This window comes from Jejubacter calystegiae (assembly GCF_005671395.1).
Taxonomy (GTDB): Bacteria; Pseudomonadota; Gammaproteobacteria; order Enterobacterales; family Enterobacteriaceae; genus Jejubacter; species Jejubacter calystegiae.
Genome location: NZ_CP040428.1, coordinates 4,656,727 through 4,673,868, shown reverse-complemented (window position 1 = coordinate 4,673,868; position 17,142 = coordinate 4,656,727). Strand labels below are relative to the sequence as shown.

Sequence of the window (17,142 nt, the reverse complement as noted above, 5' to 3'; positions counted from 1 at the left end):
TGAATAACGGGAAAATACCCGTTCGGATACCAGAGCGATAACCACCGTCGTCGGCTCCGATGACTTTGCTGTGTGAGTGAATTTGATTTGTTTGCGTTGTTGACCTCATGGAGAAAAGAATGTTTAGGTTAAATCCCGTGGTTCGGGGGGGCGTGTGCCTGTCCGCCGCCTCGCTGATGCTGCCTGTCTGGGCTGAAACCGGCGCGGAGCGGAAGAAAGAAGATGTGATGGTAGTCACAGCCGCGGCGGTGGAGCAGAATCTGAAAGACGCTCCCGCCAGCATTAGCGTGATCAGCGGTGAAGAGCTCAAGCGCCGCCCGGTGCAGAATCTGAAGGATGTGCTGAAGGAAGTGCCGGGGATCCAGTTGACCAATGAAGGGGACAACCGGCAGGGCGTCAGTATTCGCGGCCTGGATAGCGGATATACCCTGATTCTGATCGACGGTAAGCGCGTTAACTCCCGCAATGCCGCCTTTCGCCACAATGATTTTGACCTGAACTGGATCCCGGTAGATGCCATTGAGCGCATTGAAGTGGTGCGCGGTCCGATGTCCTCGCTGTATGGTTCGGATGCGCTCGGTGGGGTTATCAACATTATTACCCGTAAGGTTGGGCGTGCCTGGCACGGCAGCCTCAGCCTGGACACCACGGTCCAGGAAGACAGAGACCTTGGCGATAGCTATAACGGTAGCCTGTTTGTCACCGGCCCGGTGATTGACGATGTACTGGGGGTAAAATTCTGGAGCAGCCTTGGCAAGCGCGAAAAAGATAAGCAGCAGCCCTCCGCCACCAGTGATACCGGCGAATCGCCCCGTATTGAAGGCTACACGGCCCGTAGCGCTAACGTTGAATTTGCGCTGACCCCCACCGATAACCAGGATATCGATTTCGGCTACGGCTTCGATCGTCAGGATCGCTCTTCGGACTCGCTGGATAAAAACCGTATGGAGCGCCAGAACTACTCGCTATCGCACCGTGGCCGTTGGGACTTCGGCAACACCGAGTTGCGCTTCTATGGCGATCGCCTGGAAAATCTCAATTCCGGCAACAGCGAGCCAATTGTGTCACGCAACAATACCCTGGATGGCAAGCTGGTACTGCCGCTCACTGAATATAACCATATGCTGACCATGGGCGGCGAGTGGCGTCACGATAAGCTGAGCGATTCGGTGAATCTGACCGGCGGCGCTGGCGGTAGCAGCACCTCCGCGACCCAGTATGCGCTGTTTGTCGAAGATGAATGGCGGCTGTTTGAGCCGCTGGCCCTGACTACCGGCCTGCGTATGGACGATCATGAAACCTACGGCGATCACTGGAGCCCGCGCGCCTATCTGGTATGGAGCGCGACAGACAGCGTAACGGTGAAAGGGGGGTGGGCTACGGCCTTCAAGGCGCCGTCGCTGTTGCAGCTTAGCCCGGACTGGCAGAGCAACTCCTGCCGCGGCTCCTGTAAGGTTGTAGGGAGCGCGGATCTGAAGCCGGAAACCAGCGAAAGCTTTGAACTGGGGCTTTACTATGCTGGCGAAGAGGGCTGGCTGGAGGGCGTGACCGCCAGCGTCACCGCCTACCAGAATGATATTGACGATATGATCAACATCAGCCGTACCTCAAATGCCGGGCTGGCGCCGACCTATCCTAACTATGTGGGCATGATCGATGGCAAGCCCGCCTTCCGCTACTACAACGTGGATCGGGCGCGTATTCGCGGCGTTGAAACGGAGCTGAAAGTGCCGTTTAACGAGCAGTGGAAACTGGCGCTGAACTACACCTATACCGATGGCCGCAATCTGAGCGGCGGCGGTAATAAGCCGCTGGAAGAGCTGCCGTTCCATAATGCTCATGCGACGCTGGACTGGCTGCCGGTCGATGACTGGTCGTTCTACGTTCAGGCTGACTACACCGGCGAGCGCCGTACCATCACCAGCGGTAACCCAACGCCCGGCGGCTACACAATCTGGAATGTCGGCGCAGCCTGGCAGGCGACAACGAACCTGAAGCTGCGTGGCGGGGTGCTGAACCTGGGCGATAAAGATCTGAACCGCGACGATTACAGCTACAACGAGGATGGCCGTCGTTACTTCCTGGCGGCGGATTATCGATTCTGATCAATCTGTCGGGCCATGTCTTTTATCGGCATGGCCTTTCTTTCTTAAAAAATCTCCGCTTTATCGTTATCATGCCCGACATCTTTTCCTGCCTGCGGAGCAACCATGGGCCAGACCAAAAAAGGGATCATCTGCGTGCTGTTCGCCGCCGTGCTGTGGGGCAGTTCCGGGGTGTGTGCGCAATATATTATGGAGAGCAGCCGGGTATCGGCCCAGTGGCTGACCATGGTAAGGCTGCTGTTCTCTGGCCTGATTCTGCTGATGCTGGCGTTTATGCAGGGCGAGCGCATCTTCCGTATTTTTACCGATCGCGCGAGTCTGTACCGGCTGCTGTTCTTTACCCTGTTTGGCGCGCTGTTGGTGCAGCTTTCGTTTCTGGTGACCATTGAAAAATCCAACGCCGCCACGGCCACGGTGCTACAGTTCCTGTCTCCTTCGATTATCGTCGCCTGGTTTGCGCTGACTCAGAAGAGCCGCCCGGGTCTGTTTGTGTTGATAGCCATCATCACGTCGCTGGCGGGCACTTTTCTGCTGGTCACCCACGGTAATCCCACCTCGCTCACTATTTCCGGCGCGGCGCTGCTGTGGGGGATTATCTCAGCCTTCTCCGCCGCCTTTTACACCACTTATTCGTCGGGGCTTATCGCTCGCTACGGTACGCTGCCGGTGGTCGGATGGAGCATGCTGCTGGGCGGATTGATTCTGCTGCCTTTCTATATGCGCCAGCCGGTGCAGATAGCTAATGATGGTAGCGTGTTGCTGGCCTTCTTTTATCTGATTGTGGTGGGTACTGCGATTACCTTTAGCCTCTACCTTAAGGGGGCGCAGGTGATTGGCGGGCCGCGGGCCAGTATCCTGAGCTGCGCAGAACCGCTCAGTAGCGCGCTGCTGTCGCTGCTGCTGCTTAATGTGGTCTTCACCGTACCGGACTGGGTCGGCACCTTGCTGATTGTCTCATCGGTGATGCTGATAGCGCTGGATTCGCGCCGCAGGCAGGGGCGTTATGCCCCGCACGACGGCGGGGCAGGGGATGCTACTTAAACAGATATCCCGCGTGAAAACGCAGATGTTCCTCAATAAAGCTGGCGATAAAGTAGTAGCTGTGGTCGTAGCCATGCTGGATGCGCAGCTCCAGCGGCCAGTCACGGCTTCGGGCGGCCTCGGCCAGTTGGGCGGGTTGTAGCTGCTCTGCCAGGAAGGTATCGGCATCGCCCTGGTCTACCAGCATGGGCAGTCTGGCCTCGTCGGGGGCGTTGGCCAGCAGTTCGCAGCTATCCCATTCGCGCCAGGTAGTTTCGTCGGCGCCCAGATAGGCGCTAAACGCCTTTTGTCCCCAGGGGACCTGGCAGGGATTAACGATGGGGGCAAAGGCGGAAACCGAACAGAAGCGCCCCGGATTTTTCAGCGCCATAATGAGCGCGCCGTGACCGCCCATTGAGTGACCGGCAATGGCCTGCTTCCCGGAAAACGTGAAGTGACTGTTCACCAGGGCGGGCAGTTCGTCGCGCAGATAGTCATACATCCGATAGTGGCTGGCCCAGGGGGGCTCGCTGGCGTTCAGGTAGAAACCGGCGCCCTGACCCAGATCGTATGAGGCATCGTTTGGGATAGACTCACCGCGCGGGCTGGTATCCGGCATAATCAGCGCAATACCCAGTTCGGCAGCCATCCGCTGGGCGCCGGCTTTAGTGGTAAAGTTTTCGTCATTGCAGGTCAGGCCAGAAAGCCACCACAGCAGCGGCGGCGCGCTTTCACGGGCGGGCGGAAGGAACAGGCTGAAGGTCATGGGGCAGCCCAGCGTTGTTGACGGGTGGCGCCAGCGCTGCATAAGCCCGCCAAAACAGCGATGCTCTTCAATTTTTTCCATCTGGTGACTCCATGTTGTCTCGCACAGGTGGCCTTCATCATAGCAGCCAGCGGGGCAAAATTTCACGATGACTGAGGAAGTTTCACTTCACCCGCTGCCGGGAATAGCGCATCATTCCCCCGTTGCGCCCGGGGTTGAAAGAATGCAGCTATTTCAGCCATTATCTCGGGTAGCCGCTGGATTCTGTGCGCCCGCTGCCGCACAATGAGCGCACGCTCCGTCCCATGAGGCGGAGATTAGCCACACCTGCAGGAGAAAAACAAATGCCGTCACTCAGTAAAGAAGCCGCCCTTGTTCATGAGGCGCTGGTCGCTCGCGGGCTTGAAACACCGCTGCGTCCGCCGGTGCACGAGCTGGATAACGAAACCCGTAAAAGTCGTATTGCCGGTCATATGACGGAGATCATGCAGCTGCTTAATCTCGATCTTAGCGATGACAGCCTGATGGAGACACCGCATCGCATCGCCAAAATGTATGTGGATGAGATCTTCTCCGGCCTCGACTATGCGAACTTCCCGAAGATCACCCTGATCGAAAATAAGATGAAAGTGGATGAGATGGTGACGGTGCGCGACATCACGCTGACCAGCACCTGTGAACACCACTTTGTCACTATCGATGGCAAAGCGACCGTCGCCTATATTCCGAAGGATACGGTGATCGGCCTGTCGAAAATCAACCGTATTGTGCAGTTCTTTTCCAGCCGTCCTCAGGTTCAGGAACGCCTGACCCAGCAGATTCTGGTGGCGCTGCAAACTCTGCTGGGCACCAACAATGTGGCGGTATCCATCGATGCGGTCCATTATTGTGTCAAGGCTCGCGGTATTCGCGACGTCACCAGCGCCACCACCACCACTTCGCTGGGCGGTTTGTTTAAGTCGAGCCAGAATACGCGCCAGGAGTTCCTGCGCGCCGTACGTCACCACGGCTAATCACCCCAGGCAGGAAAGATGAAGAGAAATGTCACGCTGGATTTTATTCGCGGCGTTGCCATTCTCGGCATCCTGCTCCTGAATATCAACGCCTTCGGCTTGCCGAGGGCGGCCTACCTGAATCCCGCCTGGGCTGGCCATATCAGCCTTAGCGATGCCTGGACATGGGCGTTGCTGGATCTCTTCGCCCAGGTGAAATTCCTGACGCTGTTCGCGCTGTTGTTCGGCGCCGGGTTGCAGATGCTGCTGGCGCGCGGTAAGCGCTGGATTCAGTCGCGCCTTAGTTTGCTGGTGCTGCTGGGGTTTCTGCACGCCGTGCTGCTGTGGGATGGTGATATCCTGCTGTCTTACGGCCTGGTGGGACTTATCTGCTGGCGTATGGTGCGTGACGCCCACGGCGTTCGTCAACTGTTCAATACCGGCGTGCTGCTATACCTGATTGGCGTGGCGGTGTTGCTGGTGCTGGGCGGTATTCAGGGTAACGGCTCCGACCGTAGCTGGGTTCCGGGCGCCGCGGCGCTTCAGTATGAACAGTTGTGGAAACTGGCTCAGGGCGGCGAAGCCGTCAGTCAGCGTCTGGGGTCGTTAAGCGACAGTCTGCTGGCCCTGGGGGCGCAATATGGCTGGCAACTGGCGGGTATGATGCTGCTGGGCGCTGCGCTGATGCGCAGCGGCTGGCTGGCCGGGCGTTTCAGTCTGGCCCATTACCGGCGCAGCGGCTGGCTGCTGATAGCTTTGGGGATGACGATTAATATTCCCGCTATCGTGGCTCAGTGGCGCCTGGGATGGGACTATCGCTGGTGTGCCTTTATTCTTCAGGCGCCGCGTGAACTGAGCGCGCCGTTTCAGACCATTGGTTATGCCGCGCTGGCGTTCGGCTACTGGCCGAAGCTTGCTCGCTTCCGGCTGACGGCGGCGGTGGTCTGCGTGGGGCGTATGGCGCTGACCAACTATCTGCTGCAGACCCTGATCTGCACCACGCTGTTCTATCGCTTTGGGCTGTTTATGCAGTTCACCAGGCTACAGCTGTTGGCCTTTGTTCCGGCGGTATGGGCGGTGAATCTGCTGTTTTCGCTGCTGTGGTTGCGCCATTTTCGCCAGGGGCCGGTTGAGTGGCTGTGGCGACAGCTTACCGCCAGGGCGGCGGGCGTGCGCCTGGCGCAAAAACACAAACATCCGGGCGCTTAAGGCTTAAGTTTCTTTTCCAGCTCAACCAGCTGTTCGGGGGTCACCGCCGGATAGTTTTGGGCGTCGTCGGTGATTTCGTGGGTGGCCGGAATTGGCACCAGCGGTCCCAGGAAGCGCGGCTCGCGTTTAAAGATATAGAGATCGGCCAGCGCGCTCAGGCGGGCGCCAAACTCGCGAATGCGTACCGTCAGCATATTTTTGGGGGAAGGAACCGCATAGCACTGGGCCTGAATGCCCATATGCCAGGCGATAAATAGCGCCCGCTCGCAGTGAAAACGCTGGGTGATGATGATGAAGTCGTTGGTATCGAACACCTTGCGGGTGCGGACGATGGAGTCCAGGGTGCGAAAACCGGCGTAATCCAGCACGATGGCGGAGGGATCGACCCCGGCGGCAATCAGATCGCGCCGCATGGTGCGCGGTTCGTTGTAACTCTGTAGCGCGTTGTCGCCGCTGAGCAGCAGATAATCCACCTTGCCGCTGTTCCAGGCGTTAATCGCTCCCTGAATGCGGTATCGATAATACTGATTAATTACCCCGGTACGGTAGTACTTGGCGGTGCCCAACACCACGCCGACCTGGCGGCGGGGCAGATCCTGAATTTCATCATAAACCCAGGGGGAAGTCTTCCAGCTCATCCAGCGGTCCAGCGCAAACACGGACAACAGCAGTAAGCCGATAATGACCAACAGGCTGTAAAACAGGCGCTTCAACATGGAGTTGCGGACTCGGCATCGGGGATCAAAAGGTTATCCAAGGCTACTTTATCCGTGGAAATGGCGCAACTCGGGCGGGTCCGGTTGCGCTAATTTTCAGCCGTTTGCCGATCGGCTGAGCAGGGCGCGATCGAGACTGCGGCACTCCAGTGTACGCAGCAGCGCGACCGTAGCTTCCCACTGGGTCAGGGTTCCGTCCGGCAGTTCGGCCAGAATGGCGCGTAACAGGTCCTGTGGTTGGTAGCCGCACAGATACATCAGGTTTAGCGCGGCCTGTAGCGGCGGTAGTGAGGGGTTATAGGCGGCATTCTCTGCATAGCTGCCGGTAAACAGCGTGCCGTCGCGCATCTCCAGCGCCACGCCGGAAGGCGACTGGCTATAGGGCGCGTGGCTGCGGTTGGCGGCGGCGATGGCGGCCCGGCTCAGGGCATCACCCTCCAGCGGATAGCCGTGGTCTTGTTCATCTAACAGCAGCGTGGCGATATTGAGATCCCGCGGCCCGAAGGCATCCGGCAGGTAGTCGCCCAGAGTAGCGGGCTGGCGCCCTGGCAGGTGAATATGCAGATCGGTACCGCTGTTCAGTTCGTTCATAAACTGACGGCAGTGGCCGCAGGGGGTGTAGTTGACGGTAATCGCCGCCAGACGGCGTTCACCGCGCATCCAGGCATGGGCGATGGCGCTCTGCTCGGCGTGCAGGGTTTGCTGCATGGTGGTGCCCGGGAACTCCATATTGGCGCCCAGGTAGATGTTGCCGCTTTCGCCCCGGGCTACGGCGCCGACGTTAAAGCGTGAAATGGCGGTGCGGGCGCAGGCTGCGGCCACCGGCAGCAGGGCAAAGGCCAGCGCATCATCATCCAGTCCGCTCTGGCGCTTCAGGGTCTCCGCTTCCGCAGCGCTGAACATGGCGGGGAAGTGGTCATCGGCTACAAGTTGTGCCAGCGCGGAGTGCAGTTGCGCAGGCATCTGGTCGAGTGCGACCTGAAAACGTGAATGCATGAAAGGATTCCGAATCAGCTTAATGGAACCGTAGTGTACGGTGCTGTTGTGAAGCTATATGTGATCTTAATCCAATTATTAATGTAACAAATGAAAATTAACGTCAGTAAAAAGCGAACCGGCGCAGAGTTTAGCCCATCAGCGCCATGATTACCGGGAACATAAAGGGAGCCAGCAGCGAGGTGAAGATTCCGCAGATCACCAGCGCCAGAGAGCCAAAGGCGCCTTCCTGGTAATCGAGCTCCGCGCAGCGGGCGGTACCCAGTGCGTGAGAGGCGGTGCCCATGGCCAGACCGCGTGAGGCTTTGGTGCTGATATGCATGCGGTTAAGCAGAGTATGGCCAAATACCGCCCCAAGAATCCCGACGAAAATCACGCACACCGCGCTGATGGCCGGAATACCGCCGATGCTGCCGCCGACCGCCATGGCGATAGGGGTAGTGACCGACTTCGGTAAAATCGAAGCGGCGATCTGCGGTGTCGCCCCCATCAACAGTGCGACGGCAGTACCGGTAAACATCGCCACCACGCTGCCGATAAAGCAGATGCTGATAATCGACTTCCAGCGGGCGCGAATCTGATGCAGTTGCTCATAGAGCGGGAAAGCCAGCGCCACCACGGCCGGTTGCAGCAGATCGTTCAGCACTTTGCTGCCCTGGAAGTAGTGCGCATAGGGGGTGCCGCTCAGCAACAGTAGCGGAATAATCACCACCATCGAAACCAGCAGCGGATTGAGCAGCGGCGTTTTCAGCCAGCCCCCCAGTCTGCGTGCCGCGAAGAAGACAATCAGCGTCAGGGGAAGCGACCACCAGATATCGTGGATCATTTGTTATTTGCCTCTTTTTGTCCGATGACTTTGCGTTCGCCGTGAATTAAATGGGAGCTCCAGCTCACCACCACCAGCACCACCAGAGTGCTGACCACGCAGGAGACCACCACCGGTCCAAACTGGGCGCGCAGCAGATCGAAATACTGCATTACTCCAACGCCGATAGGCACAAACAGCAGCGCCATATAGCGAATCAGCAGATGGCAGCCCGGTTTCACCCACTGGGCAGGCAGAATTTGCAGCGACAGCAGCAGAAACAGAATCAGCATACCGATAATGCTGCCGGGAATCGTAATAGGCAGCAGGGCGGCGATGGCGATACCGGCATATAAACAGGCGTAAATTAGCAGAAAGGCCCGCAGGTAGTGCCAGATGATTTTTAAAGTCTTGTGCATGGCGTTAACCCTTAGTGAAACGCATTCATCATACAATTAAATCCAATTCTGTGATACAGGTAGCAACATGAATTCCAGGCATACCTTTTATTCCTGGCCTGCCTGACGCCGGAACGCAAGTCATGCGCAGCGGCGAGAGAGACTTTATTACCCATGGCAGAAACGCTAGCATAGCGCCTCTTTATTCAACGGGCGGATTTATGCGGGTATTACTGGCGCCGATGGAAGGGGTGCTCGATGCGCTGGTGCGCGAACTCCTCAGCGAAGTGAATGACTACGATCTGTGCATCACCGAGTTCTTACGGGTGGTGGATAAACTCTTGCCAGTAAAGTCTTTTCTGCGTATCTGCCCGGAGCTGGAACACCAGAGTCGCACCCCCAGCGGTACCCCGGTGCGTATTCAGCTACTGGGGCAGTATCCCCAGTGGCTGGCGGAAAATGCCGCCCGGGCCGTGGAGCTGGGCTCCTGGGGGGTGGATCTTAACTGCGGTTGTCCTTCAAAGGTGGTAAACGGCAGCGGCGGCGGCGCCACGCTGTTGCGGGACCCGGAGCTTATCTACCAGGGGGCGAAGGCGATGCGTGAAGCCGTTCCCGCCCATCTGCCGGTGACCGTTAAGGTGCGACTGGGCTGGGGCAGCAGCGAACAGCGCTTCGAAATTGCCGATGCCGTACAGCAGGCTGGCGCCAGCGAGCTGGTGGTACACGGGCGGACCAAAGAAGACGGCTACCGGGCTGAACGCATCGACTGGCCAGCCATTGGCGAAATTCGCCGTCGTTTGTCGATTCCGGTTATCGCCAATGGCGAGATTTGGGACTGGGAAAGCGCTCAGGCCTGTATGAAGGTGACCGGCTGCGATGCGGTAATGATTGGTCGCGGCGCCCTTAACGTTCCCAATCTGAGCCGGGTCGTGAAAGAGAACGCCGCGCCAATGCCATGGCCGGAAGTGGTACAGCTGCTGCGCAAATATACTCGCCTTGAAAAGCAGGGCGATACCGGTCTGTACCACCTGGCGCGCATCAAACAGTGGCTGGGCTATCTGCGCAAGGCTTACCCCGAAGCGGGGGATCTGTTTAGCGCGGTGCGCCCCTGTCAGACCTCCCGGGCGGTATCAGAGGTCATTAACGGCTGGCAGCTCCCGCAGCAAGCCGGGATTGAATAAACGCTCTAAGCCACATTAGTGCCGGATCGCTGCTGTGGCGCTGATGCCATAGCAGCGATAGTTCGAACGGCGCAATAGTCAGCGGCGGCGGACTGGAGCACAGTCCACCGCCGTGACGCCACACATCGGCCAGACCGGCGGGCACCGTCGCCAGGGCGGGCAGGGTCGCCAGCAGCCCGGGCATTCCCGCAAAGTGCGGTGTGGTATAGCAGATTCGCCGTTGCAGGCTCTGCTTACCGAGCAGGGTATCGATCTGGCTGCTGGCCGCTTCGCGGTAACTCACCAGCAGATGGGGATGTTCGACGTACTGCTCCAGGGTCAGCGGCGTTTCCAGCGCCAGCTGCTGCGGGTGCCATAGCGTGGTAAAGCCCATGGTGGTCAGCGCTTCGCGCTCCAGCCAGCGCGGACCACCGGCGGCGACGCTGACAGCCATATCCAGCTCTCCTGCCTCCAGCCGCTCCGGATCGCTGAACGGGTCGGCCGCCACCACGCTCAGTCGAATCCCTGGCGCCATCTTATTCAGCGCTGGCAGAATCTGCGGCATCAGCCACATCTCCACCCAGTCCGTCATACCGAGCGTAATGGTGGTGCTGGCCTGGGCTGGATTGAATTCCGGGCGCTGAAACAGCGCCGACTGTAGCTGTTCCAGCAGCGGCATCAGTTCACCGTGCAGCTCCATGGCGCGGGCGGTGGGCTGCATTCGGTGGCCGCTGCGGATAAACAGCGGGTCGTCGAACATTTCCCGCAGACGCGCCAGGGAGCCGCTAACCGCAGGCTGCCCCAGGTGCAGCTTTTCCGCCGCCAGCGACACGCTTTGTTCGCGGAACAGCACCGCGAAGGCGATCAGCAGGTTCAGGTCTATTCTGCGGAAATCATTCTCTTTGATAGTCATTATTTCTCCAATCAATTGGAGTGATACTAGCGATTCATCAATACTTCAGCAAGGTTTGTTCACTGTGTTGGAGGATAAGATGAAAACGTTAATGGCGTTGATGGTACTGACTGCTTCCGCAGCCGCTCAGGCCGCGACCTCGCAAACGGCATATGGCCTTAAACTGGGGGACTGGCAGGTGACCGCCGTCTCTGACGGCAGCGCTAAGGTGCCACTGGAAAAGCTGATGAAGAATATTCACCCCGATACTCTGCGCCAGCGTCTGGCGGCGGCGGGGGAACCTTCGCCCACCCCGACGGCGATTAATGCTTTTGTGATTGATACCGGGAAGCAGCGCATCCTGGTCGATACCGGAGCCGGTTCGCTGATGGGGAAAAGCAGCGGTCTGCTGGTGGATAATCTACGGGCCGCCGGGATTGCGCCGCAAAGCATTAATACCATCCTGCTGACCCATATTCACGCCGACCATTCCGGTGGGCTACAGCGCGACGGACAGTTGCTGTTTCCGAATGCCACGGTATGGGTCGATAAGAAAGATGTCGATTTCTGGCTCAATCCGGCCCACGGCGACGAGGTGACGGAAGCCGAGCGCCACACCTTTGAAGAGTCACGCCGCTCGTTTGCGCCGGTACAGGCGGCCGGAAAGTTGCGAACCTTTAACGCACCGGCGCAACTTCCTGAAGGCATCAAGGCCGTGGCGGCGCCGGGGCATACGCCAGGCAGCGTCATGTATCGGGTGACCCGGGGCGGTAAGACTCTGGTGTTGTGGGGGGATATTATCCACGCCGCCGCCGTACAGTTTGCGCTGCCTGATGTCGCGATTCGCTTCGATGTGGATAGTGGTCAGGCGGTAGAGACCCGCAGGCGAATACTGGAACAGATTGCCGATGAAGGCGACCTGGTGGCCGCGCCTCATATTGCCTTCCCGGGGTTGGGCCACGTGGTGCATCAGGGCAGCGCCTTTCAGTGGCAGCCGCTTTAATTGTAAGGACGACGAGCGGCCAGCAGGAAAAACATCGGGCGATCGGCCTCTTCGGCGAGCTGGGGCGCGGCGGCAATTTGCTCCGCCGTTGGGCCCCATTCATCGAGATGAATCAGCTCAAGGCCGCTGGCCAGCACCAGGTTTATCCAGGTGGCGAGTTTGCGGTGCTGCTTTCTGACATCGGCGTTAAACCAGTGGTTGACCCGTTCGCCTTCCTGCTGGTAGTGGTTAACCGGCCAACTGCGGCGCCCTTCGGCATCGCTGCCCCAGCCCGGCGCCAGCGGTGCGGTATAGATGGGATGCTCGGCGGAAAAGATCAGCATACCACCGGGAACCAGCGCCTGGTGGATGGTGGAAAACAGCGCCGGAATTGCTTTCAGATAGTGCAGGGTCAGGGAGCTCCAGACCAGATCCAGCGAATTTTCGGGGAGCGTCAGCGTTTCCAGATCGGCATGCTGCCATGCGATAACGTCGTCTGGCGTCATGGCCCTGGCCTGTTCCAGCATTTTCTGTGAGACATCGAAACCGGTGATGCTGGCGGCCCCCGCTTCCCGGGCATAGCGGCAGAACCAGCCGTAACCGCAGCCGAGATCGGCAATACACTTTCCGGTAAGAGTCGGCAGCAGGGCGCGCAGGGAAGGCCACTCAGGAGCGCCTTCCAGCCCCTGAGTCGAACGGTCAAGGGTGGCATAACCCGCAAAAAATTGCGGATCGTCATAGACATTCTGGGTCATAAAAACTCCATAGAGTAGGGGCGTCAGCCCGCGTTGTTATCCTTGCTTTCGCGCGCACTGCGCCGTTTCAGCCAGATACGCACCAGCCACACCAGGGCAATCACCAGCAGCAGCCAGACCAGATGCTTAATATGCTGATCGAATTTGTGCAGCCAGGGGGCAATCACCTCGCCGCCCAGGTAACCCAGCGCGCTGAACAGAGTGGCCCAGACTATCGCGCCCAGAATATTGAGCGGCAGGAAGATGCGCGGCGGCAGGCGGCTGGCGCCAATCAGGATCGGACCAATGATCCGGAAACCGTACATAAAGCGGGTGCCGATGACGAACAGCCAGGGGCGATGATTAATCATACTGCGCGCCCGGGCAATCTGTTTTTGATGGCGTGGAAAGCACTTCAGCAGGCCATTACCGAAGCGGCGCCCTACCAGATAGAGGAGCTGATCGCCGATCATCCCACCGAGCGCGACTGCGGCCACCACCAGCGGAAACTTAAGCAGCCCCTGATGTGCGGCCACGCCGCCGAGCAGAGTGATGGTTTCGCCTTCCGCCAGACTGCCAATCACCAGCGCAGCGTAGCCGTAGTGGCTGATTAAATTATTAATATCCATTGACTGATAAAACCTTACTCTGGCGCGTGCCTGAGCCTTAAGCATACACCCACAGGCCATCGTCAGTCTCAACGGCGCCGCTCTCCCGCCGGAGATGCTCATAAAATAATCTATAATTAACCAGACGCGGTAGCGCGGCATCATGAGATGAGGGAGGTTACTATGAACCATGTCTGGGGGCTGTTTTCCCATCCCGATCGTGAAATGCAGACCATTAAGCGTGAAAACGAAACGGTATCGCACCACTATCTGCACCACGTGCTGATTATGGCGGCGATTCCGGTGATTTGCGCCTTTATCGGCACCACGCAGATTGGCTGGAACTTTGGCGCGGACAACTACCTTCAGCTGTCGCTGGGGACCGGGATTGGGCTTGCCGTACTGTTCTACGCCCTGATGCTGGCCGGGGTGGCGGTCATGGGGCGGGTCATTTGGTGGATGGCGCGCAACTATCCGCAGCGTCCTTCTCTGGCGCGCTGTATGGTGTTCGCCGGTTATGTGGCGACGCCGCTGTTTCTGAGCGGCATTGTGGCGCTCTATCCTCTGGTCTGGCTCTGCGTGCTGGTAGGCACCATCGCGTTGTGCTACACCGGCTATCTGCTGTACGTGGGGATCCCCACCTTCCTGAATATCACCCGCGATGAAGGGTTGAGCTTCTCCAGTTCGACCCTGGCGATTGGCGTACTGGTGCTGGAGGTACTGCTGGCCCTGACGGTCGTGCTGTGGGGCTACGGATATAGATTATTCTGAAAACGGCTGCGCCGTGCCGATTTCGCGCTCGGCGCAGCATTTAGTGACGATTCCCGGCTGGCGAGGATGATTGGGGGCGGATATGATGCCGTTTCCGCACGTCGTCGCGTCTCTGAGGCTGACGGCAGCGGCTAATGCTATTTTCCCGTGAACAATTTGAAGCCGATCATGCCGAAACTCCGTCTTTCCCTGTTCAGCCTTGCGCTGATGCTAGCTGTTCCTTTTGCGCCTTCCACTGCCGCTGCCACGACCAGCGCTGCCGCTTCCCATGCCGCCACGCCGCAGATTGCCTCTGGCAGCGCCATGCTTGTGGATCTGGCGACCAATAAGACCATCTGGTCGAGCCATCCTGATGTGGTGCGGCCTATCGCTTCGGTTTCTAAGCTGATGACCGCGATGGTGGTGCTGGATGCGAAGCTGCCGCTTAACGAAAAGCTGTCAGTGGACATCAGCCATACGCCGGAGATGAAAGGGGTCTATTCCCGGGTACGATTAGGTAGCCAGATCAGCCGTCACGATATGCTGCTACTGGCGCTGATGGCCTCGGAAAACCGCGCCGCTGCGAGCCTGGCGCACCACTATCCCGGCGGCTATGACGCTTTTATCCGCGCCATGAACGCCAAAGCGAAAGCCCTGGGCATGACCCATACCCATTTTGTGGAGCCCACCGGGCTTTCCGAAAGCAACGTCTCCACCGCCCGAGACCTGACTAAACTGCTGATCGCCAGCCAGCGCTATCCGCTGCTGGGCAATCTGAGCACCACGGTGGAAGACACCGCCACCTTTAGCCATCCCGCCTACAGTCTGCCGTTCCGTAACACCAACCACCTGGTGCGTCGCAGCGGCTGGAATATTCAACTGACTAAAACCGGCTTTACCAACGCAGCCGGCCACTGTCTGGTGATGCGCACTACCATTAATGGCCGCCGGGTGGCGCTGGTGTTGATGGACGCTTTCGGCAAATATACCCACTTTGCTGACGCCAGCCGCCTGCGCACCTGGCTTGAAACCGGCGAGGTAAAACCGGTGCCTGCCGCCGCGCTGGCCTATAAAAAAGAGCGTGCGGGACAGATCGCGGAAAATTGAGGAAATTAACCGGCGCCCGTCCAGGCGCCAGTCTGGGGATTACGCCTCTTTATGAGCGGCGGGGTCGTGATTCTGTCCACACCCGCACTCGCCCCAGTACTTCAGCTTACTGGTCTTGCCGATACCGGGATTCATGCTGTTGGTCGGGTCGTTGGCCTTATAGAAGGTACGCAGGCTTTCCGGCGCTTCGTACAGATGGCCGACGTTATGCTCTGCCGGATACTGAGCGCCGCGCTCACGCAGCAGCGCCAGCATCTGATCCTTGACCGCATGGGGATCCACCCCTTTCTTCACGATATAGTCCTGATGGAAGACATAACACATAAAGTGACCGTAGTAGAGCTTATGCACCAGCTGGCTGTCGATCTCCGGCGGTAGCTGCTCGAACCAGTCGCGATCGTTGCGCTTCAGGGCGATATCCAGCGCTACGATATCCTCGACCTCCTCGGTGTGTACCGCATGGTAGCGTATTGCGGCGCCGGCAGCGGCAAAGCGGTGCAGGAAGGCTTTGGCACCCTCTTCGGCGGTACAGGCAAAGAAGTCTCCCTCCGCTTCACGGAAGTACTGTGAAAGCCACTCCCGGGCCTCGTGAATGCCATCGCCCGCCATCTTCAGCAGCAGGTGATGTTCATATTTATCACGCCAGCTCTTCATCCGCGGCGGCAGATGGGCCGGGAACAGAGTGCTTAGCTTTTGCATAAAGCGGTCGGTAAAGTGGGGTTTCACGAAAGGCACACGTTCCAGCAATGCATCGGTCCGCCCCTTCATGGTGAAGAAGAAGGGCATTTTGTCGGTGCCCATCTTATCGATCATCAGGAAGGTGTCTTTGCCGTAAACCTCTGCAATATCGTAGATATCGCGGTGCATGTACTCACCAGCCACCGGCAGATGCTTAAAGTTAGCCAGAATATGGCGGCGGATTTCGGTCAGTACTTCCGGCTGATTGGTGCCGATGTAGAACACTTCCTGCTGTTTTTCCGCCGGGAAGGTGTCCAGACGCACGGCAAAAACCGCCAGCTTACCGGCGCAGCCGGAGGCTTCGAACAGTTTTTCAGGGTTGGCGTTATAGCGTGATGGCGTATCGGCTTCGACATCGCGCACCCGATCGCTGTAGCTATGGTCAGAGGCCTGACGCTGGTCGTGCCGAACGTCTTCGGGGCGCACCCGTTCGTCGTCCAGACGGCCAAGAATCTGCTCCGGCGTTTCCCCCAGCTCAATGCCCAGGTGGTTCACCAGAGTTAGCTTACCCTGTTCATCAATGCGGGCGAACAGAGCCATTTCGGTATAGGCCGGGCCGCGCTGTACCAGCGAGCCGCCGGAGTTATTGCAGATGCCGCCAATCACCGAAGCGCCAATGCAGGAGGATCCGATCACCGAGTGCGGTTCACGGCCCAGCGGCTTCAGGGCCTTTTCCAGGGTGTAGAGCGTGGTACCCGGGAAGGCCAGCACCTGCTCGCCGTTATCCAGCAGTTGAAGTTTATCCAGACGCAGGGTGCTGATGATGACGATCTCTCGATCGTAGTCGTTGCCACTGGGGGTCGAACCTTCGGTCAGGCCAGTGTTGGCGGCCTGCATCAGAATAATGGCATCGGCATCCACACAGGCCTTCAGCACCCGCCACAGTTCCAGCAGGCTACCCGGAAAAACCACCGCCAGCGCATTTCCTTCGCCAGAACGGAAACCCCGTCGGTAACGGGCGGTTTTGGCCGGTTCGGTGAGAATATGGGAATGACCAACGTGACGGGTCAGTTCATTGATGAGCTCAGCGCTGTTGCGGGTCGCTGTAGGTGACATACTCCACTCCTTGTGGCCAATAGATAATTAATGATAGCTCTCAGAATATAACGTTCACAGAGAAAACACCGAAAGATCAGGCTATAACATTTCTTACGCGGTTTCGCT

General features: G+C 58.5%; 17 protein-coding genes. 8 read left to right on the top strand and 9 right to left on the bottom strand.

Annotated elements, in window-relative coordinates; all coding sequences use genetic code 11:
- Positions 1-119: 119 nt before the first annotated feature.
- Together cirA and FEM41_RS21910 are read left to right on the top strand one after the other, a co-directional pair.
- Positions 120-2,105, top strand: coding sequence for a catecholate siderophore receptor CirA (cirA, locus tag FEM41_RS21915; protein WP_138098430.1), 1,986 nt, complete (start codon positions 120-122; stop codon positions 2,103-2,105).
- 105 nt (positions 2,106-2,210) lie between these two features.
- Complete coding sequence (locus tag FEM41_RS21910; RefSeq protein WP_138098428.1) at positions 2,211-3,146, top strand: EamA family transporter; 936 nt, start codon at positions 2,211-2,213, stop codon at positions 3,144-3,146.
- Here the strand turns inward: FEM41_RS21910 and fghA are convergent.
- Positions 3,139-3,972, bottom strand: a complete 834-nt coding sequence (gene fghA, locus FEM41_RS21905) for an S-formylglutathione hydrolase (protein WP_138098426.1) — start codon at positions 3,970-3,972, stop codon at positions 3,139-3,141. The two genes, FEM41_RS21910 and fghA, sit on opposite strands and share 8 nt — an antisense overlap.
- 263 nt (positions 3,973-4,235) lie before the next feature.
- Here fghA and folE point away from each other — a divergent pair, with 263 nt between their 5' ends.
- Positions 4,236-4,904, top strand: a complete 669-nt coding sequence (gene folE / locus FEM41_RS21900; RefSeq protein WP_138098425.1) for a GTP cyclohydrolase I FolE — start codon at positions 4,236-4,238, stop codon at positions 4,902-4,904.
- A gap of 18 nt (positions 4,905-4,922) precedes the next feature.
- Complete coding sequence (gene yeiB / locus FEM41_RS21895) at positions 4,923-6,092, top strand: DUF418 domain-containing protein YeiB (protein ID WP_138098423.1); 1,170 nt, start codon at positions 4,923-4,925, stop codon at positions 6,090-6,092.
- On the opposite strand, the gene sanA is transcribed toward yeiB, so the two are convergent.
- From sanA to FEM41_RS21875, 4 genes are all read right to left on the bottom strand, one after another.
- Positions 6,089-6,808 carry an outer membrane permeability protein SanA gene (sanA, locus tag FEM41_RS21890; protein WP_138098421.1) on the bottom strand — a complete coding sequence of 240 codons (720 nt, stop codon included), beginning with the start codon at positions 6,806-6,808 and terminating at the stop codon, positions 6,089-6,091. The two genes, yeiB and sanA, sit on opposite strands and share 4 nt — an antisense overlap.
- Before the next feature lie 96 nt (positions 6,809-6,904).
- The gene (gene cdd / locus FEM41_RS21885; RefSeq protein WP_138098419.1) at positions 6,905-7,804 is read right to left on the bottom strand and encodes a cytidine deaminase; all 900 of its coding nucleotides are present in this window, start codon (positions 7,802-7,804) and stop codon (positions 6,905-6,907) included.
- Positions 7,805-7,934: 130 nt separating this feature from the next.
- A complete protein-coding gene (locus FEM41_RS21880) occupies positions 7,935-8,630 on the bottom strand; it encodes a CidB/LrgB family autolysis modulator (RefSeq protein WP_138098417.1) in 696 nt (231 codons plus the stop codon).
- The gene (locus FEM41_RS21875) at positions 8,627-9,028 is read right to left on the bottom strand and encodes a CidA/LrgA family protein (RefSeq protein ID WP_138098415.1); all 402 of its coding nucleotides are present in this window, start codon (positions 9,026-9,028) and stop codon (positions 8,627-8,629) included. Before FEM41_RS21875 ends, FEM41_RS21880 begins: the two co-directional genes overlap by 4 nt.
- Positions 9,029-9,228: 200 nt before the next feature.
- Between FEM41_RS21875 and dusC the strand changes: the two genes are divergently transcribed.
- Positions 9,229-10,188 carry a tRNA dihydrouridine(16) synthase DusC gene (gene dusC, locus FEM41_RS21870; protein ID WP_138098413.1) on the top strand — a complete coding sequence of 320 codons (960 nt, stop codon included), beginning with the start codon at positions 9,229-9,231 and terminating at the stop codon, positions 10,186-10,188.
- Here the strand turns inward: dusC and FEM41_RS21865 are convergent.
- On the bottom strand, positions 10,148-11,080 hold the full coding sequence (locus FEM41_RS21865) for a LysR family transcriptional regulator (protein WP_138098411.1): 933 nt from the start codon (positions 11,078-11,080) through the stop codon (positions 10,148-10,150). The two genes, dusC and FEM41_RS21865, sit on opposite strands and share 41 nt — an antisense overlap.
- Positions 11,081-11,159: 79 nt before the next feature.
- Between FEM41_RS21865 and FEM41_RS21860 the strand changes: the two genes are divergently transcribed.
- The gene (locus FEM41_RS21860) at positions 11,160-12,062 is read left to right on the top strand and encodes an MBL fold metallo-hydrolase (protein WP_138098409.1); all 903 of its coding nucleotides are present in this window, start codon (positions 11,160-11,162) and stop codon (positions 12,060-12,062) included.
- Here the strand turns inward: FEM41_RS21860 and FEM41_RS21855 are convergent.
- The gene (locus FEM41_RS21855) at positions 12,059-12,796 is read right to left on the bottom strand and encodes a class I SAM-dependent methyltransferase (protein ID WP_138098407.1); all 738 of its coding nucleotides are present in this window, start codon (positions 12,794-12,796) and stop codon (positions 12,059-12,061) included. The genes FEM41_RS21860 and FEM41_RS21855 overlap by 4 nt on opposite strands.
- Positions 12,797-12,819: 23 nt before the next feature.
- Positions 12,820-13,404: a DedA family protein gene (locus tag FEM41_RS21850; RefSeq protein WP_138098405.1), complete on the bottom strand. Its 585-nt coding sequence runs from the start codon at positions 13,402-13,404 to the stop codon at positions 12,820-12,822.
- A 162-nt stretch (positions 13,405-13,566) separates the two neighbouring features.
- On the opposite strand from FEM41_RS21850, the gene FEM41_RS21845 reads away from it, so the two are divergent.
- Together FEM41_RS21845 and pbpG are read left to right on the top strand one after the other, a co-directional pair.
- Positions 13,567-14,154, top strand: a complete 588-nt coding sequence (locus FEM41_RS21845; RefSeq protein WP_138098403.1) for a Yip1 family protein — start codon at positions 13,567-13,569, stop codon at positions 14,152-14,154.
- 168 nt (positions 14,155-14,322) lie between these two features.
- On the top strand, positions 14,323-15,240 hold the full coding sequence (gene pbpG, locus FEM41_RS21840) for a D-alanyl-D-alanine endopeptidase (RefSeq protein ID WP_138098401.1): 918 nt from the start codon (positions 14,323-14,325) through the stop codon (positions 15,238-15,240).
- A 39-nt stretch (positions 15,241-15,279) separates the two neighbouring features.
- On the opposite strand, the gene dld is transcribed toward pbpG, so the two are convergent.
- Positions 15,280-17,034, bottom strand: a complete 1,755-nt coding sequence (gene dld, locus FEM41_RS21835; protein ID WP_138098399.1) for a D-lactate dehydrogenase — start codon at positions 17,032-17,034, stop codon at positions 15,280-15,282.
- Positions 17,035-17,142 lie beyond the last annotated feature (108 nt).